General features: G+C 63.8%; 23 protein-coding genes. 12 read left to right on the top strand and 11 right to left on the bottom strand.

The features are described 5' to 3' along the window. Positions 1–60: 60 nt before the first annotated feature. Positions 61–342 carry a hypothetical protein gene (locus H9627_RS10185; RefSeq protein WP_191733934.1) on the bottom strand — a complete coding sequence of 94 codons (282 nt, stop codon included), beginning with the start codon at positions 340–342 and terminating at the stop codon, positions 61–63. Between the two features lie 198 nt (positions 343–540). Between H9627_RS10185 and ggt the strand changes: the two genes are divergently transcribed. After that, complete coding sequence (gene ggt / locus H9627_RS10190) at positions 541–2,598, top strand: gamma-glutamyltransferase (protein WP_191733935.1); 2,058 nt, start codon at positions 541–543, stop codon at positions 2,596–2,598. A 16-nt stretch (positions 2,599–2,614) separates the two neighbouring features. Here ggt and H9627_RS10195 read toward each other — a convergent pair whose 3' ends face one another. The 7 genes from H9627_RS10195 to H9627_RS10225 form a co-directional block, all read right to left on the bottom strand. Further along, a complete protein-coding gene (locus H9627_RS10195) occupies positions 2,615–4,312 on the bottom strand; it encodes an SWIM zinc finger family protein (RefSeq protein WP_191733936.1) in 1,698 nt (565 codons plus the stop codon). A gap of 53 nt (positions 4,313–4,365) precedes the next feature. Beyond that, positions 4,366–5,583, bottom strand: a complete 1,218-nt coding sequence (locus tag H9627_RS10200; protein ID WP_318247780.1) for a YihY/virulence factor BrkB family protein — start codon at positions 5,581–5,583, stop codon at positions 4,366–4,368. 250 nt (positions 5,584–5,833) lie between these two features. Further along, complete coding sequence (locus H9627_RS10205; protein WP_191733937.1) at positions 5,834–6,457, bottom strand: response regulator transcription factor; 624 nt, start codon at positions 6,455–6,457, stop codon at positions 5,834–5,836. Continuing rightward, positions 6,454–7,668: a sensor histidine kinase gene (locus H9627_RS10210; protein ID WP_225213748.1), complete on the bottom strand. Its 1,215-nt coding sequence runs from the start codon at positions 7,666–7,668 to the stop codon at positions 6,454–6,456. Before H9627_RS10210 ends, H9627_RS10205 begins: the two co-directional genes overlap by 4 nt. Before the next feature lie 13 nt (positions 7,669–7,681). Continuing rightward, entirely contained in the window at positions 7,682–8,533 is an 852-nt protein-coding gene (locus H9627_RS10215; protein WP_191733939.1) for an ABC transporter permease, read from the bottom strand. Between the two features lie 36 nt (positions 8,534–8,569). Beyond that, positions 8,570–9,538: an ABC transporter ATP-binding protein gene (locus H9627_RS10220; protein ID WP_191733940.1), complete on the bottom strand. Its 969-nt coding sequence runs from the start codon at positions 9,536–9,538 to the stop codon at positions 8,570–8,572. A 134-nt stretch (positions 9,539–9,672) separates the two neighbouring features. After that, a complete protein-coding gene (locus H9627_RS10225; protein WP_191733941.1) occupies positions 9,673–11,211 on the bottom strand; it encodes a multicopper oxidase family protein in 1,539 nt (512 codons plus the stop codon). A 109-nt stretch (positions 11,212–11,320) separates the two neighbouring features. On the opposite strand from H9627_RS10225, the gene H9627_RS10230 reads away from it, so the two are divergent. From H9627_RS10230 to pth (H9627_RS10255), 6 genes are all read left to right on the top strand, one after another. Then, the gene (locus H9627_RS10230) at positions 11,321–12,601 is read left to right on the top strand and encodes an MFS transporter (protein ID WP_191733942.1); all 1,281 of its coding nucleotides are present in this window, start codon (positions 11,321–11,323) and stop codon (positions 12,599–12,601) included. Positions 12,602–12,703: 102 nt separating this feature from the next. Next, on the top strand, positions 12,704–14,164 hold the full coding sequence (glmU, locus tag H9627_RS10235; RefSeq protein WP_191733943.1) for a bifunctional UDP-N-acetylglucosamine diphosphorylase/glucosamine-1-phosphate N-acetyltransferase GlmU: 1,461 nt from the start codon (positions 12,704–12,706) through the stop codon (positions 14,162–14,164). 11 nt (positions 14,165–14,175) lie between these two features. Beyond that, positions 14,176–15,153 carry a ribose-phosphate diphosphokinase gene (locus tag H9627_RS10240; protein ID WP_191733944.1) on the top strand — a complete coding sequence of 326 codons (978 nt, stop codon included), beginning with the start codon at positions 14,176–14,178 and terminating at the stop codon, positions 15,151–15,153. A 28-nt stretch (positions 15,154–15,181) separates the two neighbouring features. After that, positions 15,182–15,802 carry a DNA alkylation repair protein gene (locus tag H9627_RS10245; protein ID WP_191733945.1) on the top strand — a complete coding sequence of 207 codons (621 nt, stop codon included), beginning with the start codon at positions 15,182–15,184 and terminating at the stop codon, positions 15,800–15,802. A 259-nt stretch (positions 15,803–16,061) separates the two neighbouring features. Then, positions 16,062–16,670 carry a 50S ribosomal protein L25/general stress protein Ctc gene (locus tag H9627_RS10250; protein ID WP_191733946.1) on the top strand — a complete coding sequence of 203 codons (609 nt, stop codon included), beginning with the start codon at positions 16,062–16,064 and terminating at the stop codon, positions 16,668–16,670. A 139-nt stretch (positions 16,671–16,809) separates the two neighbouring features. After that, a complete protein-coding gene (pth, locus tag H9627_RS10255; RefSeq protein ID WP_191733947.1) occupies positions 16,810–17,343 on the top strand; it encodes an aminoacyl-tRNA hydrolase in 534 nt (177 codons plus the stop codon). On the opposite strand, the gene H9627_RS10260 is transcribed toward pth (H9627_RS10255), so the two are convergent. The 3 genes from H9627_RS10260 to H9627_RS10275 all read right to left on the bottom strand — a co-directional run bounded on the left by H9627_RS10260 (position 17,344) and on the right by H9627_RS10275 (position 20,358). Then, complete coding sequence (locus H9627_RS10260; protein ID WP_191733948.1) at positions 17,344–17,529, bottom strand: hypothetical protein; 186 nt, start codon at positions 17,527–17,529, stop codon at positions 17,344–17,346. Between the two features lie 319 nt (positions 17,530–17,848). Then, positions 17,849–19,291: a glyceraldehyde-3-phosphate dehydrogenase gene (locus tag H9627_RS10270; RefSeq protein ID WP_191733950.1), complete on the bottom strand. Its 1,443-nt coding sequence runs from the start codon at positions 19,289–19,291 to the stop codon at positions 17,849–17,851. A gap of 50 nt (positions 19,292–19,341) precedes the next feature. After that, entirely contained in the window at positions 19,342–20,358 is a 1,017-nt protein-coding gene (locus tag H9627_RS10275; protein WP_191733951.1) for a nitronate monooxygenase, read from the bottom strand. Here H9627_RS10275 and pth (H9627_RS10280) point away from each other — a divergent pair. The 5 genes from pth (H9627_RS10280) to H9627_RS10300 all read left to right on the top strand — a co-directional run bounded on the left by pth (H9627_RS10280) (position 20,357) and on the right by H9627_RS10300 (position 25,250). Then, positions 20,357–21,037, top strand: coding sequence for an aminoacyl-tRNA hydrolase (pth, locus tag H9627_RS10280; protein WP_191733952.1), 681 nt, complete (start codon positions 20,357–20,359; stop codon positions 21,035–21,037). The genes H9627_RS10275 and pth (H9627_RS10280) overlap by 2 nt on opposite strands. Before the next feature lie 116 nt (positions 21,038–21,153). Next, positions 21,154–21,627, top strand: coding sequence for an SRPBCC family protein (locus tag H9627_RS10285; RefSeq protein ID WP_191733953.1), 474 nt, complete (start codon positions 21,154–21,156; stop codon positions 21,625–21,627). Between the two features lie 35 nt (positions 21,628–21,662). Then, positions 21,663–23,303, top strand: a complete 1,641-nt coding sequence (locus H9627_RS10290) for a peptide chain release factor 3 (RefSeq protein WP_191733954.1) — start codon at positions 21,663–21,665, stop codon at positions 23,301–23,303. Between the two features lie 201 nt (positions 23,304–23,504). Next, the gene (locus H9627_RS10295) at positions 23,505–24,026 is read left to right on the top strand and encodes a DUF2199 domain-containing protein (protein ID WP_191733955.1); all 522 of its coding nucleotides are present in this window, start codon (positions 23,505–23,507) and stop codon (positions 24,024–24,026) included. Between the two features lie 75 nt (positions 24,027–24,101). Next, complete coding sequence (locus H9627_RS10300) at positions 24,102–25,250, top strand: NAD(P)-dependent alcohol dehydrogenase (protein ID WP_225213749.1); 1,149 nt, start codon at positions 24,102–24,104, stop codon at positions 25,248–25,250. Positions 25,251–25,306 lie beyond the last annotated feature (56 nt).

Raw genomic sequence — 25,306 nt, forward strand, 5'->3', positions numbered from 1 at the left:
GGTCGGCGCCTCTACGGCACCTCTACAGCGCAGTGCTCAGCCAGTAGCTAAGGCCAGCTGTTAAGCCGCGGTCAGTCCACGGGCCGCCCAGGCACCGGGGACGGTGAAGTCCGGGTGGACCCCTGCCATCTCCTCAAGCTGGAACATGGCCTTCTTCTCGATGAAGATCTTGTGGAAGCGGTTGATGCGCCCCTCGTATCCGGCTGCAACGGCATCGAGTACACCATCGACAAGGTGCGGCTTGACCAGTCCATCGAATTTTTCATGAAGATCCTCCCGGATGCTCCACAGGTTATCGTGGCTGCGCTCAATCCGGGTGATCTCGTCGTTGATATTCCTCACTGTTCGTCCCTTTCCAGAACGGGTGGAGTTAATTCTTTTAACCCCTTTTGTTTACCTACTGTTAACCTTAGTTCATCTTTAGTTAAATGTCCAATTAACGCGGGTGGGGCGGGGCAAATTAGCGTCGCAAAGCAGTCGCGCTACCTAGCGTGCCGCCAACCCCTTCCCGACCAGCGGAAACCCTGCTAATCTCATGGCATGAATGTGATAGAGAACACACCATGCCGGGTTGTGGCGACACTGTCCGCGGCCGCCCTGGCCCTCACTCTGAGCTCCTGTGTCAACGAGGACGGATCCAGCGTCGCCATCACTGAGGCAGCTGACACCACTCAAACCCAGGACACCGCGACCACCGCCGACACCTCCGCCACCACATCGGCGGGGACCTCCAGCGTGACCGTCACAGAAACAACAACCGGAAGCGCTCCCCCGCCCATGGAACCCTGCGAACTACCCGAGGACGCCAACCGTGAGGAGGGGAAGGACGGCTCCCACTCGGGCGAGGACATCTCGGTCGCCCCGGAGATCTCCACCGGTTACCGGTCCGGCATGGAACCGGTCACCACCCGCAACTATGCGGTCTCCACCGCGAACCCACACGCATCACGTGCCGCGTGCGATATTCTCCGCGAGGGCGGAACCGCAGCGGATGCACTGGTCACCGCCCAGTTCGTCCTTGGACTCACCGAGCCTCAGTCCTCCGGCATCGGCGGCGGTGGCTACATCCTCTACTATGACGCCGGCACCCACCAGGTCACCGCCATCGACGGCCGCGAGACCGCACCGGTGGCCGCCGACGAGAACTACCTGATCCGGGTATCGGCCGAGGATGAGTCCGCACCCGTCCCGGATGCCCGCCGTTCCGGCCGCTCCATCGGCGTGCCGGGTATCGTCGCCGCCCTCGGACACCTCCACGAGTCGCAAGGGCGCACCGAATGGTCCGGGCTGTTGGAGGAAGCCCAGACGCTGGCCGCCGACGGTTTCGAGATCAGCCCGCGCATGTCCGCATCCATCGCCAACTCCGCGGAGGATCTCGCCCGTGACCCCGAGGCGGCGGCCTACTTCCTCGACCGTGACGGTCAGGCCAAGTCCCCGGGCACGCTGCTGCGCAACCCGGAGTACGCCGACACCCTGCGCCTGATCGCCGAGGGTGGCCCCGATGCCTTCTACACCGGTGACATCGCCGCCGACATCGTCGAACGTGCCACCCGGGAGGTTGAGGGTGTCACCCCGTCGCTGCTGAGCACCGCTGATCTGGCTGCCTACACCCCCATGACCCACGACGCGCTGTGCGCCCCCTACCGGGACCGGATGGTGTGCGGCATGCCCCCGTCCTCCTCGGGTGGCTCCACGGTGCTGGGCACCCTCGGCATCCTCAACCACTTCGACCTGGGCCAGTACGCCCCCACCGATGCCGGCCCCGACGGTGGACTCCCCGACCCCGAGGCGGTCCACATCATCGCCGAGGCCCAGCGCCTGGCCTACGCCGACCGCAACGCCTACATCGCCGACCCCGCCTTCGTGGACGTGCCGGGTGGCGGCGTCGAGGAGCTCATCAGCCGGGAGTACACGCAGCGGCGCGCCGAGCTTATCGACGAAAAAACCTCCATGGGCACAGCCGAGGCCGGCCTGGATGACGTCCCCGTCGGGGCCCCGGTTCCAGAAAGTGGCACCAGCCATGTCTCCATCATCGACTCCTACGGCAATGCCGCCTCCCTGACCACCAGCGTCGAGGCCGCCTTCGGATCCTTCCACTTCACCCGTGGTTTCATCCTCAACAACCAGCTGACGGACTTCTCCGCAGAACCGGTGGATGAGAACGGTGAGCCGGTGGCCAACCGTGTGGAGTCGGCGAAACGACCACGCTCCTCCATGGCCCCCACCCTGGTCTTCGCCACCGGCGACAATGGTGACATCGGTGAACTCGAGATGGTCCTCGGCTCCCCCGGTGGCGCCCTGATCATCCAGTACGTGGTGAAGACCCTGGTCAACATCATCGACTGGGGTATGAACCCCCAGCAGGCTGTCTCCGCACCGAACTTCGGTGCCATGAACCAGCCCGCCACCGGCATCGGCATTGAACACCCCCTCATGGCGGAACACGAAGCCGAGCTGATCGACGCCCTGGAGGACCTGGGTCATGAGGTCAACCCGACCGAACAATCCAGTGGCCTATCAGCCCTGATGCGCGGAACGGGCAACTCCATCATCGGTGGCGCCGACCCCCGCCGCGAGGGGGTGGTGTTGGGCGGGTAACCCGGGGGCTGTTCCCCTACAGCCCGTGGCGGTCGAAGATCGCGAGCATCTTGGTCCGCCGGTAGTGGGTGTGACGCAGCTCAGTAAGAGTGCGGGACAGCTCCAGCGAGGCTGGCTGGAGTTTTCTCGCCCGTGAGAACAACTCAGCAGCACGTTTGTAGTTCTTTTCAACTGCCGGGCCGCTGGCCACGTCCCTGCCCAACCGGATGAGCAACTCCAGCGCCCTGTCCGGGGCGTTGCGTTCAAAGTAGGTGATCACCGAATCGGGAACCAGCATCGCCTCCCTCGTGGCGATGAGCTCCCACAGGGCATCGGTGTCCTCCTCATGCAGGAGCACTTCCTGAAGGGCAAATACATTGGTGATCATGGCCCGTGCCTCTGACTGCAGCTTGTCCCCACAGGCCTGACCCGCCTCGACCAGGAGGAGGTAGTTGCCCAGGCTCTGGTGCCTGCCCAGCTCCCGGCGGGCGAACTCCACGGCCTCATCGGCCCGGTTGGTTTCTACGAGAATGTCCATGATCTCCCCAGCGGCAAGGCGGTGACCCGGCAGGCCCTGCCAGTTCCCGAGCATCTGCTCAAAGAGGTCCTGGGCCTGTTCCATCCGGTTGGCCTCCACCAGCCGGTGGAATGCCTCCTTGAGGTTGCCTGTGTGCTCCAGGGTGGTGACCGCCAGGTCCACATCGCCCGCGGCATCGGCGAACTCAACCAGGTGGCGACTGATTGACCAGCGTCGACTATCGTGCCTGTCCCCCTCAGGATTATCCAGCGCGCTCTCCAGACCCCGACGGTATTTCCCCTGCGCCCGGTCATCAAGGATGGGCCAGAAATCCGCGATGCTGACCTCCGGCCACCCGGGACCCGTCAGCTGCACCTTGAGCACCCAATCCACCACCTTGCCCGGGTGCGCCTCCCCCGTGACGCAGATGAAGGCATGCAGTGCTGAGGCATCCTCCAGGACCCCGCCGAGATAACCATCGGAATCATCAGTTCGCTCCAGGATCGTGGAGATCCGATCCACCAGCCTTCTTGACTGTTTGATGAGTGCTTTCTGGTGACCCGCCATGGCGAGGGCTTCGATCTCATGGACCACCTGCCCAAGCTGGTCGGCAACCTCCCCGGCGCGGTGATAGTCCACGAAGGGGCCCACGCGGCAGGCGTCGGTGATCAGCTGCCTGACGTGGTTCTCCACCTCCTCCGGGGTCAGATCGGCAGCGATACCCGAACCTGTGAGGACTGCGTGGGATAGCTGCATCAGATACTCCTCCACCCCGGGCACCGCGTCACGCAGTGCATCGAGCACGGTGAGCAGATCCTCCCCGTCGAGGGTGGCCAGCATCTGTGAGACGGGGTCGGTTTCAAGGGGCTGCCCAGGAACGGGTACATCGTCGAACGCGTCATCATCGAAGGACAATACCCCCGGTTCCAGTGGTTCATCCAGGAGGGCCAGGCCCAAAGCCACCAGATGTTTGCAGAAGAATCCCCGCTGGTGATGGGGACAGGAACAAAACGACTGGATCTGCCCACCCACCAGCCGAAACCCCACCTCGTACAGGCGGGTGCCCCGGACAGCACCCTCCACCTGGCGATCACCGTCGCCCTCAATAGTCACCGCATGCAGCAGCTGCTCACCCCGTTCGAAGACATCCGATCCTGCGTTAGCTTCGAGGAGATCTCTGCTGAGGGCGGCACGCAGAGTGGTGATGGGTGAAGTCATGGGGTCAGTATAGGGGGCCTGAGATCAGACAGCCGGGACTTCCGCACCGGCAGTTATTCCACCTCGCGGTACCCCACACGCCGCGAACCCCGATGCTCAATCCGCAGAGTATCCGCCTCTGACTCCTCCGGTTCATCCTCCTGGTCGGAGGCCCCGTTTGCTGCCACATTCTCTGCGACATGCTTGAGCCGGAACTGTCGTGCATCCTCGACAATGCCCTCCCGGATCTTCTTGTCCCGCACCGCCGCGGTGGTTGACCGGGGTGGTGCGAGGTTGTTCTCCTCCGCCGGCAGGCCCGCCTGCAACTGGCGGGCGCGGCTGACCTCGGCGTCGATCTTGATGCCGAGGATGAGCACGATGTTGAGGATCCACATGCCTACGAACAACGCCATGACCGAGCCCACCGCGCCGTAGCTGTTGAAGGCGGCAAACGTGGTGAAGTAGATGTTCAAACCCCAACCGGCGAACAGGATTCCGAGGATGGCGAAGACGGATCCGGCACTCAACCATTTGAACTTATGGGGTTTGACGTTGGGGGCGAGGTGATAGAGAAGCGCAACCAACCCCATGAGGATGAGGAGGATCGCCGGCCATCTCACCCAGTTCCACACCGGCAGGAACGTCTCGGAAAGATAGGTGAGGACATCGGTCAGTCCCAGGGGTGCGGCGATCGGTCCGAACAGGCGCATCACCGTGGTCTCATTGATCAGCAGCGAGATCAGGATGGCGGCCACACCCATCAGCAAGGACAGGTTCATGAGCACCATCATCAACCAGTGCTTCAGCAGGAACCGCCCCTCGGTGCGCCCGTAGACCGTGTTGGCGCAGCGGGAGAAGGCGCGCACATACGCCGAGGAGGTCCACAGCGCGACGACGATACCCACGATCAGGCCGACCAGACCCGCGGAGGCGGAGCCTGCCACGGCATCCACCACGCTGAGGACAATCTGCTGCTGGTCCTCGGCGACATGCTGGGCGATGAATTCCCTGGCCTGATCAAGTACTTCCAGGGGTCCGCTGGCCAGCACCAGCGTGACCAGGGAGTAGGCCACCAGGAGGCCCGGGGCGACGGACAGCACCGAGAAATAGGTCAGGAGGGCACCCAGATCCCACAACCGTTCAATGAAGAATTCCTTGGCCACCCGTTTGATCGCATGACGCCAACCCTCGGCGGAGAGTGGACGGAGTTTGTCCACATCGATCTCTTCGCCGGAGGTATCGGTGTCCGCCGCGATCAATGTTGCGTTCAGGTATTCACTGGGTTGTACCACATTCTCAATCCTCCCATAGGACCCTGACCCGGTGGTGGGTATGGCGGCCTGCCCCATGATCACAACATGCGGGTATAGACCTTTTTCATCTTCCCCGGTGACCATCAACCGGATAGCATTGAGGCATACTCCGTGATATCCATGATCACTGTAGTTTCACCTGGTGGCTGCAGTCTGGCACCAGGTCATGAGGGCCTTGGCATCCAACGGTGCCGGGGCCTTCGCCATGGCCGGGGCACGTCCATCGCGTTTAGAGCCACCCCAGTTCACGGGCCCGGGTGAACGCCTCGAAACGGTTCTGTGCCCCCACCTTGCCCATCGCCTGCGACAGGTAGTTACGTGTGGTGCCGGGAGCCAGGTGTACAGCAGCCGCGATCTCCTCGACGCTCCGCCCCTTGCCCGCCAGTTCCAGGACGCGTTCCTCACCCGGGGTGAGTGGGGATTCACCGGCGCTGATGGTCAGGGCGGCGAGCTCCGGATCGATATAGCGTCGGCCGGAATGCACACTGCGGATGGCGTCGGCGAAGTCGGCGGCGGTGGAGGTCTTGGGCAGAAATCCCCGGACCCCGCTGGTCAGGGCGCGTTTGAGCTGTCGGGGTCGGGCGTGACTGGTGACAATCAGCACGGGAAGGTCCTCAGTCAACGCACGCAGCGCCACGGCCGTATCAATGCCGTCCATCCCACCCAGCTGAAGGTCCAGCACACAGACATCGGCGCACTCCTCCCCCGCGGCCTGCCGTTCACGCCACCAGGTGAGTAGTTCCTCCCCGGAGCTGCAGACGGCCACCACCTCGAGGTCAGCCTCCAGGCCCAACAGGGTGGCAAGGGAGCTCGCCACGAGGGATTCATCATCGACGATGGCAATGGTGATCATGCCGGGACCGCGCTTTCCAGGAGAAGTCGGACGGTGAAGTGCTCGCCCTCGCAGTTCACCTGCAGGGCTGCCCCCGCAGCGTCCGCGCGTTGTCGCAGGGCACCGAGGCCTGAGAGTCTACCCACCGCGCCGCTGGCACCGTCGTTGGTCATGCGGACATCCGTGTCCGACAGGTACAGGTCAACCGTGGTGGCATCCGAGTGGCGCAGGACATTGGTGGTGGCCTCCCGCACCAACCAGGCTGCCAGTTCACGGTGGGGTGCGGGGACGTCACCGGCGGCACCGTGGACGTGGAGGGTGATGCGGGCGTCGTCAAGCAGGCTTCTGGCACCGTCGATCTCGGTGGCGAGGTTGATGGAGCGGTACCCCTGGACCACCTCCCGCATCTGCGACATGGAGGTGCGTGCAAGTGTCTGCAGTTCACGCAGCTCATCCTCCAACCGGTCATCACCGCGGGTGGCCAGGGCGAGGGCCACCTCGGATTTCAACGACATGGCCGCCAGGTGCTGGCCGAGGGTGTCATGGAGTTCCTGGGCGAAACGCAGACGTTCCTCCGTGACCCGGAGGGAGGCCTCCAGCTCGCGGGAGTGCTCCACCTCCTTCATCACATTGACCGTCCAGATGGTCATGCGCACCGTGACCACCGTGACCGGTGCAAACACCAACCACCAGGAGGACGCCGGCACGGTCATGTTCACGATCATCCCGACCATCAGGGTGAGACCGATGATGATGAGCCAGGAGTGCCTCAACCAGGGCACATAGGCGATCGACAGGGCAAACAGTGACATCACCGTGATGATGACCGCCGCCTGACGCCCCGCCATGGAAAAAGACGGATGTTGCAACGCCAGTGACACCACCAGGCCGAGCACTGTGATGGCCAGCCCTGCACGGAAGAGTGGTTCCACGGGTCTGCGTTGCCGGGTGTTGAGGTCCGGGTGCACCTCGAAGATCATGATGGGGAAGATCAGGAGCAGCACCACATAGATACCCTCCACCACGAGGCGCCAGGAGGGGATGCCTGCGGTGGAGAGGAAGTCGGCGGTGCCCACCAGGTAGCTCAGGATCACGGCCACCGGAATGAGCTGCATGGACACCCGGGTGTACAGCGCGTATTTGTCCACGCCCCCGAGTCCCCGCCACCGGTGCAGTGGGGTGAGGAGGTTCTCCAACCTGGACGAGTGTGTGGACGAGTGTGGTTCAGTCATCGGAAAACCCATGTTAGCGGTGGGTGTCCCAGCGCATGAAGTGTCGTGCCGCGATAACCGCCAGAACCGTCCACGCCGTCACGATCAGCAGTGGTTGCACGCCGGCACCCAGGACACCGGTGAAATCGAGTGCCTCTGCACCGTTCATGGCCGCGGTGAAGGTCTGCCCCGCCCAGCCGAGCTGAACCAGGTCGCTGATCGCGGCGAAGGGGGTGTAGCTGATGATGTCAGCCACCACCCCATCGCCGAAGATGGGCCGCACAGTCCCCAGGCCGATCAGGGCGATGGTGAACACCGGCATCGAGGTCAGCTGGGCGGCCTCGGCGTTGCGGGTGAACGCGCTGGTGATAAACGCGAGCGCACTGACCAACACGATGCCGATGAGCACGGCCACGATGACCGGGATGAGATTGACGGGGGCCGGCGCACCCATGAGCATCAGGAGGGCCACCACGATGACGGTGAACACCACCGTCAGCAGCGCACCCGGCACGCAGATCGCCCCGAGGATCTCCCCGTCACGGGCCTCCCCGGTGCGCAGCCTTTTCAGCACACGTTCATCACGCCGGGTGGTCACCATCGACAACACGGTGTAGAACTGCACGAACAACAGGGTGTACAGCGCAAAGATATCGAAGGTGTTGGCAGCCTCCAGGGCACCACGGTCCCCGACACCGAACAGAAACAGTGGGATGCCGACAGGGAAGGCCGCGATGAACAGCAGTGTCTTATTGCGGCGGAACTGCAACCACTCGGCGGTACCCAGTGATCTCAACCGGGACAGGGAGGTACTGGGAGGCCGGTTCCTGGACGGGACAGACGGGGCGGACGGGGCGGCTGAGATGGAGCTGGCTGAGGTATTCATGTCTGTTTCTCCTGGGGTCGGTTCGTGACGGGTCAATTATTGGGCGATGTTGTCGGCGATGTTGTGGCCGGCGATGCCCATGAACACCGACTCCAGGGTGGCCGGGCGCGCGGCGAAATTCTCCAGCTCCACACCCTGATCCGCCGCCCACTGCAGCAGCTGGAGGGTGTGGTCCTGCAGCTGGGTGGTGGAGATGACCACGCGGTTGTTGTCTCGCCGCACCTCCGCACCGGTGAGCTCCGGGAGATCTAAGGGCCGGTGGTCCGTGGTGAAGCTGATCTCCGCGCGCACCCGCCCCACCAGTTCCCGGAGACTGCCCTCCAGGGCTATCTCCCCGGCGTCCATAATCGCGATCCGGTCGGCGAGGTATTCCGCCTCCTCGAGGTAATGGGTGGTCAGGATCATGGTCACGCCGCGTTTCTTCAGGGTGAGCAGCAGGTCCCAGGTCTGGCGGCGTGATTCCGGGTCCAGGCCGGTGGTGGGTTCATCCAGGAACAGGATCGACGGATCCCCCAGCAGCGCGCAGGCCAGATCGAGGCGTCGTTGTTCACCGCCGGACAGCGAGCCAACCTTGACATCCCCGCGGTGGGTGAGATCGACGTCGGTGAGCACCTCATCGATGTCCCGTGGATACGAGCACGTGCCGTGCCACATCGTCATGGTCTCCTGCACCGTCAGCTGCGAGGGCAGACCCCCGGACTGCAGCATGATGCCGAGCTCCGGGCGCAGGACGTTCCGATCGGCCAGGGGATCCAGCCCGTTGATGCGCACCTGCCCGCCGGTGGGTGGGGCGAGTCCCTCCATGATCTCCAGTGTGGAGGTCTTGCCCGCACCGTTGGTGCCCAGCAGGGCGAACACCTCACCACGCTGAACGTTAAAACTGCAGTTCCGCACCGCCTGGTACGCCTTGTCCCCCTTGCCGTAGGTGCGGGAGAGGTCGGTGACCTCAATAACGGTGGTGGTCTGCTGCCCTGCAATGTCCGGAGTGTTCAGTGTGCCTGTCATGACACTGATTCTTCCCCGGATCTGCCGCCGTCACCAGAGTCATATGTCAGGAGTGTGATGCCGGTTTGTCACCTCCCGGGCATGACAAATGTCATGGGCAACCCGGTGCTCAACGGTGCTTGACGACGCCCCGATCACCCCACGTGGTGCGCGTGTGCGTGGGACCCACCCCCGAGCTGGTCCGCCGGCTGCCCACCGGGTTCCACGATGACGAACTGACCCATCATGCCCTGGTCCTCGTGGTAGAGCATGTGGCAGTGGTACATGTACGGCCACGCGGGATCCGGGTGGTAACCGAACTCCACAGCCAGGCGCGCGGTGGCACCGGGTGGGAGGCCTACGGTGTCCTTCCACCCGTCGACAGGCACCTCGATGTCGGTGCCGGTCATGGAGACGACCTTGAAGCGTGCGTTGTGGATGTGGAAGTTGTGGGGCCAGTCCGAGTTGTCGTTGGTGACCTCCCAGATCTCCGGGCCGTCGTGGTCGATGACCACATCCACCCGCTGCATGTCCATCATCTGGTCATTGATGGAGAAGGTGTTGAGCACGAAGGTACGCTCCGGTGCGTCGATGACATCCGGATCCTGACGGGCGGCCGGATCGAACACACCGGGAATGGCCGGGGTGGACGGTGCCTCCTCGGCGGGGCCGGTGATGGTGAGCAGGTCGAAGGAATCCGCGAACCCGAAATCCGGGGTGTACTCATCCTCCGGCACACCGAAATTCCCGGGGAACGCCACCGACCGCAGGGTGACATCCTCCCCCGGCTCCAGATCCACCAGGATCTCCCAGCGCTCACCGGGGCCGATGATCAGGCTGCTGCGCTCGAGTGGTTCGGCGAAGAAACCGGAATCACCGGCGATGACCTGGAAGGGACGGTCATCGGAGAAGGCCAGATTGAAAAACCGCATGTTGGATCCATCCAGCAGACGGAAACGGACGCGGCGGGTGGTGGCGTCGAAATGCGCTCCGGTGATGCCGTTGACGGTCGGGGTGTCCCCGAGCAGACCCAGGTCGGGCAGATCCTCCTCGTCCAGGGAACCATCCTCATGGAAACGGTGGTCCATGAGCACCACCGGGATGTCATCCACGCCGTAGTCCTTCGGGATGTCGAGGGAATCAGAGACCTCATCCTCGATGACGAAGGCGCCCGCCAGTCCGCGGTAGGCGTGCAGGCCGGTCAACCCGTGTGGGTGCGGGTGGTACCAGAGGGTGGCCGCGGTGTTGCTCACCGTCCAGGACGGGGACCAGGTCTCCCCCGGTTCGATGGGCGAATGGGGTCCACCGTCGGCAATGCCGGGCAGTTTCATCCCGTGCCAGTGGATGGTGGTCATCTCCCCCAGCCCGTTGGTGATCTCGACGGTGACCTCATCACCCTTGCGGGCAGTCAGCGTCGGGCCCAGGTGGTCGCCGTTGAAACCCCAGGTTCGGGTGGTCACATCGGGCAGGATATTGCTCTGCCCCTCCTGGGCGGTGAGCCGGTAGATCACCCGGTTCCCCTCCCGTTCGCCCTCTGCCAGCGGCGGGATGGGAAGTGGACGGGGTTCACCGCCATAACCCCGGGGTGTGGAATCCCCGGCACAGGCCACCAGAAACCGCGAGGCCGCCACCATGGCCACCGTCGCTCCCGCACCCTTGATGAACGCCCGACGGTTGATCTCTGGCAGCTGCATGATGTGGGCCCACTCCTGATTTTCTACGGTGAAAACACTAGTAATCATCCTACTGAGCGAGGGAAGCGTGATCCAACCCCCGGCACCGGCCCTGCCTACAATGACGGCCATGAGCACAGACGGAACCACCCACCAGGACAACCCGGACCCGGCGCTGGAGGAACACAACGCATCGCGGTTCATCTGGTCCAACGGCCTGCAGAACGTCGGTGACCAGATCATCGCCGCCAAGACGGTGCTGCCCTGGTTGCTGCATGCCGGCGGCGCGCCGGGGTTCTTCATCGCGCTGCTCGTCCCCATCCGTGAATCCGGGTCCATGCTGCCGCAGGCCGCGATCACCCCGTGGGTGTTGCGGCAGGCCTCCCGCAGCCGGGTGTGGATCATCGGTTCCAACGGCCAGTTCCTCTCCGGGCTGGGCATCGGGATCGCGGCACTGTTCCTCGAGGGGTGGGCGCTCGGTATCACCGTGGTGGCCCTGCTGGGCATCCTGGCACTGTTCCGGTCGATGTGTTCCATCTCCTCCAAGGATGTCCAGGGCAAGACCATCACCAAGGGACGCCGCGGCCTGATCAATGGTCGTGCCACCGCGATCGGTGGTGCGGTCGGTCTGGCCGTCGGTCTGGCCATCACCTTCCTGCTTGATGCGGACTCCCCCTCCTGGGTCCTGGCCGCCACCGTGATCGCCAGTTCCTTCTCCTGGTTGATCGCCTCCTTCATCTTCGCCGGCATCCGGGAACCGGATACCCGGGATGAGGCACTACCCTGGGATCCTGAGGAGAAGAACCACTGGTGGAAGGACTGCGCGGACCTGCTCGTGGAGGATGTGAACTTCCGGAAGTTCGTCATCGTGCGCTCACTCATGCTCGTCACCGCACTGTCCACCGCGTTCATCGTCACCCTCGCCGCGGAGGCGGAGCAGGACATCACCGCACTCGGTTTCTTCGTCATCGCCTCAGGCCTGGCCTCGATGGTGGGTGGTCGCATCTCCGGGATCTGGTCTGATCGTTCCTCCCGCGATGTGATGGCCGGTGGTGCCCTGCTCGGCTCCCTGGTGCTGTTCGCCCTGGTCGCCAGCGCGCAGTGGGCCCCGTCGATCGTCAACGTGATCGCGTTCCCGGCCGGGTTCTTCCTGGTCAACCTCGCCCACACCGCCATCCGCGTGGCGCGCAAAACCTATGTGGTGGACATGGCCGAAGGGGATCAGCGCACCAGGTATGTCGCGGCGGCCAACACGCTGATGGGTGTGATCCTGCTGGTCGTGGGTGCCATTTCGGGTGCCATCGCCATGCTGGGAACCCGCTGGGCACTGATCTTCCTCGCCGTCATCGGACTGGTGGGGGTGGTGTTCTCCCGCACCCTGGAAGAGGTCTCCGCACCACAATCCGGATAAGTGAGCCACCACAGCTGCGAATAACCACGCCCCGCCCGCTTCGGGCGTTATGCTGTCTTGCGTACATGTGCCCCCGGTAAATTTTTAGAAGTTGAGGTCATCTTGAGCGCGAGCGATTCCTCCAGCGCAGTTGTTGTACTGGCAGCGGGTGCTGGAACCCGCATGAAGTCAGATCTTCAGAAGACATTGCACAGCATCGGGGGTCGCAGCCTCATCTCCCACAGCCTGCATGCGGCTGCGGGGCTGAACCCGACCCACATCGTGGCCGTCATCGGTCACGGCCGCGACCAGGTCGGTCCTGCGGTTGAGGGCGTTGCCACGCAGCTGGGCCATGAGGTCCGGGTTGCCATCCAGGAGGAGCAGAACGGAACCGGTCACGCCGTGCAATGCGCGATGGACCAGCTCGAGGGATTCGACGGCACCATCATCGTCACCAACGGTGACGTGCCCCTGCTGACCTCCGACACCCTCGGTTCCCTGCTGGCGGCCCACACCGCCACCCCCACCGCGGTCACCGTGCTCACCATGAACCTGGACGACCCCACCGGTTACGGCCGCATCGTCCGCAACTCCGACGGTGAGGTCACCGCGATTGTCGAGCAGAAGGACGCCTCCGATGAGGAGCGCTCCATCACCGAGGTCAACTCCGGTGTGTTCGCCTTCGACGCGACCATCCTGCGGTCCGCCCTCTCCCAGCTGAAGTCCAACAACGCGCAGGGCGAGCTCTACCTCACCGATGTCCTCGGCATCGCCCGCAGCGAGGGCCACCCGGTCCGCGCTCACATCGCCGCCGATGCGCGCGAACTCGCCGGTGTCAATGACCGGGTCCAGCTCGCCGAGGCCGGCGCTGAACTCAACCGTCGCACCGTGGAGGCCGCCATGCGCGGGGGTGCCACCATCGTCGACCCGGCCACCACCTGGATCGATGTGGAGGTCACCATCGGCCGTGACGTGCTCATCAACCCGGGCACCCAGCTTCGGGGCACCACCTCCATCGGTGACCGCGCGGAGATCGGTCCCGACACCACCCTGACCAACATGGTCATCGGCACCGGAGCATCCGTCATCCGCACCCACGGGTCCGATTCCGAGATCGGCGAGGACGCCACCGTCGGACCCTTCACCTACATCCGTCCGGGCACCAAGCTCGGCGCGGAGAGCAAGCTCGGTGGTTTCGTGGAAACCAAGAAGGCCACCATCGGCCGTGGCTCCAAGGTCCCCCACCTGACCTACGTCGGCGATGCCACCATCGGTGAGTACTCCAACATCGGGGCCTCCTCCGTGTTCGTCAACTATGACGGTGTGAACAAGAACCACACCACCATCGGCTCCCATGTGCGCACCGGTTCCGACACCATGTTCATCGCTCCGGTGACCGTGGGTGATGGCGCCTATTCCGGTGCGGGTACAGTGATCAAGGATGATGTTCCTCCGGGGGCCCTGGCCGTGTCGGGGGGACGTCAACGCAACATCGAAGGCTGGGTGCAGAAGAAGCGCCCGGGTACGGCCGCCGCCGATGCCGCAGCAGCCGCACAGAACTCTGTCCCAAACCAGGAAGGCTAAGCAGACTCACCATGACTGCTCACTGGAAAGAAAACCATAAGAACCTCATGCTCTTCTCGGGCCGTGCACACCCGGAGCTGGCTGAGGCCGTCGCCCGCGATCTCGAGGTGGAGGTCACCCCGATGACCGCCCGCGACTTCGCCAATGGTGAGATCTACGTACGTTTCGAGGAGTCCGTCCGTGGCTCCGACTGCTTTGTCATCCAGTCCCACACCCAGCCACTGAACAAGTGGCTGATGGAACAGCTGCTGATGATCGATGCACTCAAGCGTGGCTCCGCCAAGCGCATCACCGCCATCCTGCCGTTCTACCCCTATGCCCGTCAGGACAAGAAGCACCGCGGCCGCGAGCCCATCTCCGCACGCCTGATCGCCGATCTGCTCCAGACCGCCGGCGCCGACCGCATCGTGTCGGTCGACCTGCACACCGACCAGATCCAGGGCTTCTTCGACGGCCCCGTCGATCACATGCACGCCATGCCGATCCTCACCGACTACATCAAGGACAAGTACGACCTGTCCAACATCGTGGTTGTCTCCCCGGATGCCGGCCGCGTGAAGGTCGCCGAGAAGTGGGCCAACACCTTAGGGGATGCCCCGATGGCGTTTGTGCACAAGACCCGCTCCACCGAGGTGGCCAATGAAGTCGTGTCCAACCGTGTCGTCGGTGATGTCTCAGGCAAGGACTGTGTTCTGCTCGATGACATGATCGACACCGGCGGCACCATCGCCGGTGCCGTGGGCGTGCTCAAGGAGGCCGGTGCCCGGTCCGTGGTCATCGCCTGCACCCACGGTGTGTTCTCCGATCCGGCCCGTGAGCGTCTGTCCAGCTGTGGCGCCGAGGAAGTCATCACCACCGACACCCTCCCGCAGTCCACCGAGGGCTGGGCCAACCTGACCGTCCTGCCGATCGCACCGCTACTGGCCCGCACCATCAACGAGATCTTCGAGAACGGTTCTGTCACCACCCTCTTCGAGGGCGACGCCTAACCCACCCTCTTCACCCAGGAGCCCTCGGATGCCTGATTCCTTCACCCGTATCCGGCAGGCTCTTGAGCCACTGGCCGACCCCGCACGTGCCGCCGAGATGACGGCGTACATGCGGGGTCGGTTTCCGTTTCTGGGGATCGGGACACCCGCGCGCAGGACAGCCACCATGCCGATCCTGCGCACCCTCCGTGAGTTCGATACCGACCTGGTCACCGCCTGTTTCGACGCGGAGGAGCGGGAATACCAGTATGTGGCCTGCGATCACATCCGGCGGGTCGGCATCACCGACCTGGACCTCGCCGAGCGTCTGGTCCGGACGAAATCCTGGTGGGACACCGTCGATGCCCTGGCCAAACCCATCGGCGCCAACCACGCCGATGACACCATGCGTGCCTGGGCAACCCACGGGGATTTCTGGGTGCGCAGGGTCGCGATCCTCCACCAGCTGGGCAGGAAGACCGACACCGACCTGGACCTGCTCGCCTGGATCATCCGGCAGAACCTCGGATCCGGGGAGTTCTTCATCAATAAGGCCGTCGGCTGGGCACTGCGCGATCTGGCCCACCATGATCCCGCCTGGGTCCGGGCCTTCGTCGATGCAACCGACCTGCATTCCCTGAGTCGCAGGGAGGCGCTGAAGAACCTGTGACCGGTTTGGTTTCCGCTGATGTGGCGTGCTAGCCTGTCTGAGTCTCGGCGAGGGCCGATCACGCGGGAGAATCCGCCACAGTGGTCACGGCCGTTATCGACGCGATTCAGACTTCCATGGAAGCCACCCGGGTGGGCATGATACCCACCGGCTGGTTCCCACGCCTGCGAAGACTCGACCAAGACACTCGAGTCGGTCGTGGGCTTTATTTGTTGTCGCGGCCGAGTTGATCCGGATCATCCCATTCAAGGAGAAACACATGGCTAACAAGTTCGAAACCATTGAGGCTGCCAACCGCACCGAGTTCGGCAAGGGCTCCGCACGCCGCGCCCGCGTCGCCGGCCTGGTTCCCGCCGTTGTCTACGGCGCCGACCTGGACAACAACCTCCACCTGACCCTCAGCCACCGCGACTTCGCCGGCCTGGTTCGCCGCAACGGCGTCAACGCCGTCATGGAGCTGGACGTCGAGGGTGTCAAGCAGCTCGCCATGATCAAGCACATCGATCAGAACGTCCTGACCTTCAACATCGACCACGTCGACCTCCTCGCCATCACCCGTGGCGAGAAGGTTGAGGTTGAGATCCCGGTCATCATCGAGGGCCAGCCTGCACCGAACACCATGGTCGTCCAGGATGCCGACACCATCCGCATCGAGGCTGACGTCCTGAACATCCCTGAAGAGCTCATCGTCTCCGTTGAGGGCCTGGAGCTCGGCTCCCAGATCACCGCCGGCGACATCAAGCTCGGTGAGGACATGACCCTCATCGACGACGCTGAGCTGCTCATCGTCAACGTCGTTCTCCCGGCTGTCGAGGAAGCTCCTGCCGAGGACGAAGAGGGCGAGACCGAGGGCGAGTCCGAGGCTTAAACCCCCTCTGCTCCAACCGGGCCGCTGAGGTGACAGTGCACAGTCACCTCAGCGGCCTTTTCTCATGCTTGTCGACGCCCCGACCACCCCGCGTACCCCACCGTTTGACCGGGGGACGCGGCGTGGTTGACTGGGGTGTGTGAATGACTCCCCTGTTCTTGTTGTCGGTCTCGGTAACCCGGGCCCGAAATATGTCGGTACCCGCCACAACATCGGTTTCGAGGTGGTGGAGGAACTCGTGGACCGCAACCACGCGAACTTCAGCGTGCACAAGCGGTCCAATACCGAGATCGCGCAGCTGCCCGGTCTGATCGTGGCCAAGCCCCGCAGTTTCATGAACCTGTCCGGCACCCCGATCCGCGGGCTGTGTGACTTCTTCAAGATCTCCCCAGCGAATGTCCTGGTGGTCCATGATGAACTGGATCTGGATTTCGGTCAGGTCAAACTGCGTCAGGGTGGCGGCGATCATGGCCACAACGGTTTGAAGTCCACCAGCAAATCCCTGGGAACCAAGGACTACTGGAAACTCAGCGTGGGCATCGGCAGGCCACCGGGCCGGATGGACCCGGCCAGCTTTGTGCTCAAACCCTTTTCCAAGCAGGAGCAGGACAGTGTGCCGATCATGGCCGCGGATGCCGCGGACCTCATCGAGGAGCACATCAGGACGTTGTGATCACCACCGGCGGGCGTGTTTGAGGGCCTTGCGCAGTGCGGCGTCGTCAAGCTCGAGGGCGCCCGCCTTGCGCAGGCGGTGCGCCACGGTCGGGCACGAGGAACACCGGGGGTTGTCCTTGCAGCACTTCTTCTTGACCTTGCCGGATTCCAGGCGTTTGCGCACCTTGGTCATGGATTTGCCCATGGCCCCCTACTTCCTGCGTGCTTCCTTGAGGCGGCGGGGCAGGTCGATATCATCGTTTTCCAGGGCCCCGGACTTGAGCAGTCGGGTGTAGACCACCGGGCAGTTAGTGCACCGTGGTGTCTTCCGGCAACACGTACTCTTCAGTTTCAACCCGAGCGGATTTTGTGTCACCGTCACGCGTGAGGTGGGTCTTTTCCTACGCTTGCTCATGGTTCCCAGTGTAGCGCCTGAGGCAAGGGACACCTAACAAAAAATCCGGCTGCACCACCGGTGATGTCTCACTGGTGGGCAGCCGGATCACTCTCCGGGCTAGCCGGGGTTAGAGGGCGACGGGCAGGGCGCGCTCCGGGTAGACCTTCGGGCGTGCACCGGCGATCTCCTCCACGATGCGGACAACCTGGCTGGAGTAGCCGAACTCGTTGTCGTACCAGACGTAGAGCACCAGGTGGCGGCCGGTGGCGATGGTGGCCAGACCGTCGACAATGCCAGCGTGGGTGGTGCCCACGAAGTCGGTGGAGACCACCTCCGGGGAGCGGATCCAGTCGATCTGCTGACGCAGGTTGGAGTGCAGGGACACCCGGCGCAGGAAGTCGTTGACCTCCTCGCGGTCAACCTCCTGGTTGAGGGTCAGGTTGAGCACCGCCATGGACACATCCGGGGTGGGGACGCGGATGGCGTTGCCGGTCAGCTTGCCGGCGAGCTCCGGCAGGGCCTTGGCCACGGCCTTGGCAGCACCGGTCTCGGTGAGAACCATGTTGAGGCCTGCTGCGCGACCACGGCGGGAACCCTTGTGGAAGTTGTCGATGAGGTTCTGGTCATTGGTGAAGGAGTGGACCGTCTCCACGTGTCCGAACTCCACACCGTAGCGGTCGTTGATGACCTTGAGCACCGGGGTGATGGCATTGGTGGTGCACGATGCCGCGGTGATGATGGTGTCATCCTCGGCGATGTCGGAGTGGTTGATGCCGTAGACGATGTTCTTCAGATCGCCCTTGCCCGGCGCGGTGAGGACCACCTTGGACACACCCTTGGCCTGCAGGTGCTGGCTCAGGCCCTCACGGTCACGCCAGCGGCCGGTGTTATCGACCACGATGGCGTTGTCGATACCGTATTCGGTGTAGTCGACCGTGGTGGGATCATTGGAGTAGATCACCTGGATCGGGGTGCCGTTGGCCCAGATGATGTTGTTCTCATAATCGGTGGTGATGGTGCCGTCGAAGGCACCGTGCACGGAGTCACGGCGCAGCAGGGAGGCGCGCTTGACCAGGTCATCCTCGGAGTTCTTGCGCACGACGATGGCGCGCAGGCGGACACCGTCGTAGAGGGCCTCACGGGAGACGAGGATGCGGGCCAGGAGGCGTCCGATGCGGCCGAAACCGTAGAGGACGACATCGGCATGTTTGGTGGTCGGGCCGGTGCCGATGACATCCGCGAGTGATTCCTCCAGGAAGGCACGCAGATCGGTGCCTTCGGAGGTCTCGAAGTTGTAGGCCAGCTGTCCGAGATCGATCGACGCCGTGCCGAGGTTCATGTCCGCCAGCTCGCGCAGGATCGCCAGGGTGTCCTCCAGGGGAAGTTCCTTGGAGGTGATGTGGCGTGCGTAGCGGTGGGACTTGATGATGTCGATGTCAGAGACATTCACAAGGAGACGACCGAAGACCGACACCACGACATTATTATTGCGGTGCAGACGCCCGATCAGGGGCACCATCTGCTCCGCAACTGCGATGCGTTCGTTCCAGTCCTTGTGGTTGTTCGTCATTTAATGCGTCCTTCGATGGGTAGGTGGAGAACAAGCCCCCTCAGCCTAGCTCACACGGAAGGATTCATCGTGCTCAATATCCGTTTCACCGACCCCTGATTGATATTATCAATACCGGCTCCCACCAGGCAGTAGGCATAATCCCAGTTCCGTGTCGCCCCCGCAGCAGCACGCAGTGGGGAGATCATCGGGTTCAGGTACGGGTAGACCGGGGGTAAACTGTCATTCTCCTTCACGAACCTGGTGGCCACCCCCCTGGCGTATCTCCCTGAGAAGCCCCTCGAACAGATGGTATCCAGACCCCGATCGGTGGCCGAGAGCAACAGCTCACGGTTGGCTGCGGAGGTGCCGGCCTCATCGGCCAGGAGGAACGCCGACCCACACGCCACGGCATCGGCACCCAGGTCCAGGATCCGGCGCACATCCGCGCGGGTGGTCACCCCGCCCGCGGCGACCACCGGCACCCGCACCTTGTCCACCACAGCGCGCACCAGCTCCTCCAGCGGTGTCGTATCCGGTTCCTCCGTGAGCGACCAGGTGGACCGGTGCCCACCGGCCTCGGGGCCCTGGACCACGAGGACATCAGCACCGGCACGCTCCGCCGCGTGGGCATCCGCCTCATTGGTCACGGTGACCCAGGCCTGGATCCCCGCCTGGTGCAGGGTGGCGAACTCGTCCGGCGTGAAGATTCCGAAGGTGCAGGAGATCACTGCGGGACGCGCCGCCACCGCGAGACGGAACTTCTCCTCCCAACCGTTGCTCAGGTCCACAGTGGGAACCGACGGGTCACCGAGCCCATACCCACGGAAGGCCTGGGTGAGCAGGCCGGCCACCTCATCAACATCGGATGGTGTCGGCTTCTGCTCCTGTGGCCGGAACAGGTTCACCCCGAAACGGCCGGACACCTGCGCCAGTTCCGTCCGGAACTGGGTCACGCTCGAGGTGCCACCGGCGAGGAAACCCAGGGAACCCGCCTCCGCGGCGGCGGTGACCATCGCGGGCGTGGAGGGTCCCCCGGCCATCGGGGCGATGATGACGGGAGTGGACAGCGAATCGAGAATACCCATGGCACCCCATACTATTGACCGGGTGAGTTTCTTCTCCCGAATTCAGGCATTCTTCCAGTCCTCCCGCACCCCCGAGGTTTCCGAGGTCCCCGGCCACACCGACCTGCCCGAGGCCCGGTGGCTGGTGGTCGGTCTGGGCAATCCAAGTGCGAAATACGAATCCACGAGACACAATGTGGGTTACATGTGCGTCGATACGCTTCTGGACAGGCGCACCGACAACGCCGCCCCGCCACTGGCCCCGGTCCGGGGACTGAAGGTGCTCACCGCTCCCCTGCCCGACGCGGCCGAGCGTGCCCTCGCGGTGCGGTCGACGACGTTCATGAACCACTCCGGTCAGGGTGTCGCACCCCTGGCGGAGAAACTGGGGATCCCGCCGGAGCGGATCATCGTCATCCACGATGAGCTGGACCTGCCTGCCGGTAAGGTGCGTCTAAAAAAGGGCGGTAATGAAAACGGCCACAACGGCCTGAAATCCCTGACACAGGAGCTGGGAACCCGTGATTACCTGCGCGTGCGCATCGGCATCTCCCGCCCACCCACGGGCATGAGTGTCCCCGACTACGTCCTGGCCCCGGTGACGGAACAGCAACCCGGTATCGATGTGGCAGCCGATGCGGTGGATCTGATCATCGCGCGGGGGTTGGCGGCTGCTCAGAATGAGATTCACAGCCGCTGATCGAGCCGATTGATCACCCACTAGGGCACTCCGTGGCGCCCCATGCCATATCGACCCCCGCTCCACACCCCCTGCACAGAAGCGGATACGCCAATACTCCTGATACCCTGGGGGGTATGAGTAAATTTCGGGTATCGTCCAGCAGATTCATCCCTGTTCCAGCACAGTCACTCTTCGACATTGTGGCCGATCCGCGTCAGCATCCACGTATCGATGGATCCGGCAGCGTCAAGAGCGCCGATGTCAACGGGCCAACCAAACTTCACTTGGGCAGCACCTTTGGCATCGGAATGAAATTCGGAAAAAGCTACACCATGACCAACACCGTCACCGAATATGAAGAAGGCCGCCTCATCACCTGGAAACCACAAGGTGATTACACCTGGAGCTACGCCTTCACACCTGTCGACGGTGGCACCATCGTCACGGAGACCTGGGATGCCAGCACCTCCACACGCCGGTTCATGATGGGACTGCTGGGCTTTCCCAAGCGCAACCAGAGGGGAATCACCCAGACTCTGCAGCGCCTCCATGACCTGGCACTGGAAGCACACGATGATGCCGACAGGCAGTCCACCAGTACCAGCTAGGGTCTGGCCCACCCCACCAGCTATTCTTGATATCCATGAGCACCACCAGCACAGCATCAGAGGCACAACGCCGCCGGACATTTGCCGTCATCGCCCACCCCGACGCCGGTAAATCAACACTGACCGAGGCGCTCGCACTGCATGCGCACATCATCTCCGAGGCTGGTGCCACCCACGGCAAGGCCGGCCGCAAGGCCACCGTCTCCGACTGGATGGAGATGGAGAAGGACCGCGGTATCTCGATCGCCTCCTCCGCCCTGCAGTTCGAGTACGCGCCCGAGGATCACGAGGGCGAGCCCTACATGATCAACCTCGTGGACACCCCGGGTCACGCCGACTTCTCCGAGGACACCTACCGTGTGCTCATGGCCGTCGATGCCGCCGTCATGCTCATCGACGCCGCCAAGGGCCTCGAGCCGCAGACCCTGCAGCTCTTCCGCGTGTGCAAAGCCCGCGGCCTGCCGATCATCACCGTGATCAACAAGTGGGACCGTGTCGGTCGTACCCCCCTTGAGCTTGTCGACGAGATCGTCCAGGAAATCGACCTCCAGCCCACCCCCTTGTTCTGGCCCGTCGGTGAGGCCGGCGACTTCCGTGGACTAGCCCGCATCAACGAAGACGGTGAAGCCGAGGAGTACATCCAGTTCACCCGTACCGCCGGTGGTTCCACCATCGCCCCGGAGGCTTTCTACACCCCGGACCAGGCCGCGGAACGGGAGGGTGAGGTGTGGGAGAACGCCACCGAGGAGGCTGAACTGCTCGCTGCCGACGGCGCCGTGCACGATCAGGAGATGTTCCTCAGCTGCACCACCTCCCCACTGATCTTCGCCTCCGCGATGCTCAATTTCGGTGTCCACCAGATCCTGGACGCCCTGTGCGCCCTGGCACCCTCCCCGCAGGGCCGCGATGCCGACCCGAAGGCCCTTGAGGCCTCCACCACCGCCATGGATGAACGCCGTGAGGTCACCGACGAGTTCTCCGGCATGGTGTTCAAGGTGCAGGCCGGCATGGACCGCAACCACCGTGACACCCTCGCCTTCATGCGTGTGGTCTCCGGGGAGTTCGACCGTGGCATGCAGGTCACCCACGCGCAGACCTCCCGCAGTTTCTCCACCAAGTACGCCCTGACGGTGTTCGGACGCACCCGGTCCACCGTGGAGACAGCCTTCCCGGGCGATATCGTGGGCCTGGTCAACGCCGGTGCCCTGGCACCCGGTGACACCATCTACGCCGGGCGTAAGATCCAGTACGCGCCGATGCCCAAGTTCGCCCCCGAGCACTTCCGGATCCTGCGTGCGAAGTCCCTGGGCAAGTACAAGCAGTTCCGCAAGGCACTGGAGCAGCTCGATTCCGAGGGTGTTGTCCAGATCCTGCGCAACGACCTGCGTGGCGAGGCCAACCCGGTCATGGCCGCTGTCGGCCCCATGCAGTTCGAGGTCATGCAGGCCCGCATGGAGGTCGAGTACAACGTGGAGACCGTCGCCGATCCGATCCCGTACACCGTGGCACGCCGCACCACCCCGGAGACCGCGGTGGAACTGTCCAAGCAGCGCGGTGTGGAGATCTTCACCCGCACCGACGGCGAACTGATCGCCCTGTTCGGTGACAAGTGGCGTCTGTCCTTCATCGAGAAGGAGCACCCGGAGTTCGTGCTGGAGTCCCTCGTGGCGGAATAGTCACGGTCGCGACAAGAACCCACCCTGTCCGCAGGGTGGGTTTTGTCGTTGTCTGTGACCTGCTCCCGGGGTGGGTTATCCACAGCGGGGGCGACACGGTCGGGAACCATCCACAGGTTCTGCACGGCCATGCTGGTCGGGGCTGCACCAGGCGGCTTAGCGTGAGGGCTGATTGAACAACCCGTGCACGAAAGGACCGTCATGAAACCCGTCCACTACTTCTGCCCCGACTGCGACCACGCCCACGTCGGCATCCCTGCCATCGCCCGGATCCATCCGGACATCATCGCGGAGAAGATCCACCGGGCCCTGCCCTGGCGTCTGCAGGTCGGCGATGATGTCTGCCGCGTCCTCTATCCGAAACCGCGGCGCAGTTTCATCCGTGCGAACCTGGATATCCCGGTCATCGGGGAGACCGAACCACTGCAGTACGGGCTCTGGGTGGAGCTGTCCGAACAGGATTTCACCCGGTACCAGCGGTATGAGCGTCAGGATATCCCACTGGTGCTGGAAGGCCGACTGGCCAATGAGGCACCGGAATTCCCCGGCACCTTCGACATCCCCGTCCGTCTGGTCACCCGCCCCTTCCCCCTGCGGCCCCTCATCCACCCGGTCGAGGATGACAATGACCTGTGGCGTGCCTATGACGATGGACTGGAGGACTGGGAGGCGCAGATGCGCCTGGAGCTCTCCGTGTCGGTCATCGGCAGCACGGCCGCCTGACCGTAAAACCAATTCGGCGCCCCGCCTGGTGTTGCCTACCTATACTCCGGGGTAGCTACACATTCACTCATACCCATGCCCAGAAATGAGGACACCCCCATGAACATCGATGCCTATGTCATTGAGGAAATCGGCGCCCCCTTCCGCCGTGAGCAGCTCACCCTTGCAGATCCCGGCCCCGGGGAGGTGCTGGTCAGGGTTGTCGGCACCGGTGTCTGCCACACGGATCTGAACACCCAGTCCGGGGATATGCCCCTGCCACTCCCGGGTGTTCTGGGCCACGAGGGTTCCGGTGTTGTCGAGGCCGTCGGTGAGGGGGTGACCACGGTGACACCGGGTGATCACGTCATCATGGGATGGCCCTACTGCGGTGAATGCCGCAACTGCATCCGCGGTGAGCACCGCTACTGCCTCAACATCGGGGCCGAACTGCTCGCCGGTGTGCGTCTGCATGGACCCGATGCCGGGTCCTCCGCCTACACCCGCGCCGACGGCACCGCGCTGTCCGGGCATTTCTTCGGCCAGTCCTCCTTCGCCACCTACTCCCTGACCCGTGCGAATGCTGTGGTGAAGGTGGATAAGGACATCGACCTTCTGCTGCTGGGGCCACTCGCGTGTGGCATCACCACCGGCGCGGGTGCGGTGTTCAACACCGCGCAGCCCCAGCCCGGGGAATCCATCGTCATCATCGGTGCCGGGGCTGTCGGGCTCGGGGCGATCATGGCTGCCCACAACACGCCCGCCACGAAGATCATCGCCATGGATCTGCAGGATTCCCGCCTGGAACTTGCACGCGAACTCGGTGCCACCCACACCGTCAACACCGGTGACCGTGACATCGTCGATGCCGTGACCGAGATCTGTGGTGGTCCGGCCGACTACGTCCTGGACTGCACCGGCAGCATCAGGGTGATCGAGCAGGCCGCGGATGCCGTCGGTCTGATGGGCACCTTCATTCTCGTCGGTGGCGCACCGGCTGAGGCACGCTTCTCCCTCGACCACATGCGCACACTGTTCGGCAAGACGGTGGTGGGCACCCTGGGTGGTTCCTCCAACAGCCTCACCCTGATCCCCGCACTCATCGACCTGTACAAACAGGGCCGGTTCCCCTTCGACCGGCTGATCACCACCTACAGCTTCGATGAGATCGACACGGCCATCCATGATGCCCACGAGGGTGGCACCATCAAGGCGGTCCTGGAGGTCTCCCCGACCAACGGTTAAAGCAGCACGAGCAGATACTTGCAACCCCTGATCCCGGGGCGCGGTTCAGGCACCCG

It is taken from the genome of Corynebacterium gallinarum (assembly GCF_014837045.1).
GTDB lineage: Bacteria > Actinomycetota > Actinomycetes > Mycobacteriales > Mycobacteriaceae > Corynebacterium > Corynebacterium gallinarum.

What these genes read in the sequence shown, in the direction of transcription:
- ggt (WP_191733935.1), top strand. Translation starts at nt 541, where the DNA reads ATGAATGTGATAGAGAACACACCATGCCGGGTTGTGGCGACACTGTCC.
- H9627_RS10195 (WP_191733936.1), bottom strand. Translation starts at nt 4,312, where the DNA reads ATGACTTCACCCATCACCACTCTGCGTGCCGCCCTCAGCAGAGATCTC.
- H9627_RS10205 (WP_191733937.1), bottom strand. Translation starts at nt 6,457, where the DNA reads ATGATCACCATTGCCATCGTCGATGATGAATCCCTCGTGGCGAGCTCC.
- H9627_RS10210 (WP_225213748.1), bottom strand. Translation starts at nt 7,668, where the DNA reads ATGACTGAACCACACTCGTCCACACACTCGTCCAGGTTGGAGAACCTC.
- H9627_RS10215 (WP_191733939.1), bottom strand. Translation starts at nt 8,533, where the DNA reads ATGAATACCTCAGCCAGCTCCATCTCAGCCGCCCCGTCCGCCCCGTCT.
- H9627_RS10220 (WP_191733940.1), bottom strand. Translation starts at nt 9,538, where the DNA reads ATGACAGGCACACTGAACACTCCGGACATTGCAGGGCAGCAGACCACC.
- H9627_RS10225 (WP_191733941.1), bottom strand. Translation starts at nt 11,211, where the DNA reads ATGCAGCTGCCAGAGATCAACCGTCGGGCGTTCATCAAGGGTGCGGGA.
- H9627_RS10230 (WP_191733942.1), top strand. Translation starts at nt 11,321, where the DNA reads ATGAGCACAGACGGAACCACCCACCAGGACAACCCGGACCCGGCGCTG.
- H9627_RS10240 (WP_191733944.1), top strand. Translation starts at nt 14,176, where the DNA reads ATGACTGCTCACTGGAAAGAAAACCATAAGAACCTCATGCTCTTCTCG.
- H9627_RS10245 (WP_191733945.1), top strand. Translation starts at nt 15,182, where the DNA reads ATGCCTGATTCCTTCACCCGTATCCGGCAGGCTCTTGAGCCACTGGCC.
- H9627_RS10250 (WP_191733946.1), top strand. Translation starts at nt 16,062, where the DNA reads ATGGCTAACAAGTTCGAAACCATTGAGGCTGCCAACCGCACCGAGTTC.
- H9627_RS10260 (WP_191733948.1), bottom strand. Translation starts at nt 17,529, where the DNA reads ATGGGCAAATCCATGACCAAGGTGCGCAAACGCCTGGAATCCGGCAAG.
- H9627_RS10270 (WP_191733950.1), bottom strand. Translation starts at nt 19,291, where the DNA reads ATGACGAACAACCACAAGGACTGGAACGAACGCATCGCAGTTGCGGAG.
- pth (WP_191733952.1), top strand. Translation starts at nt 20,357, where the DNA reads ATGGCACCCCATACTATTGACCGGGTGAGTTTCTTCTCCCGAATTCAG.
- H9627_RS10275 (WP_191733951.1), bottom strand. Translation starts at nt 20,358, where the DNA reads ATGGGTATTCTCGATTCGCTGTCCACTCCCGTCATCATCGCCCCGATG.
- H9627_RS10285 (WP_191733953.1), top strand. Translation starts at nt 21,154, where the DNA reads ATGAGTAAATTTCGGGTATCGTCCAGCAGATTCATCCCTGTTCCAGCA.
- H9627_RS10290 (WP_191733954.1), top strand. Translation starts at nt 21,663, where the DNA reads ATGAGCACCACCAGCACAGCATCAGAGGCACAACGCCGCCGGACATTT.
- H9627_RS10295 (WP_191733955.1), top strand. Translation starts at nt 23,505, where the DNA reads ATGAAACCCGTCCACTACTTCTGCCCCGACTGCGACCACGCCCACGTC.
- H9627_RS10300 (WP_225213749.1), top strand. Translation starts at nt 24,102, where the DNA reads ATGCCCAGAAATGAGGACACCCCCATGAACATCGATGCCTATGTCATT.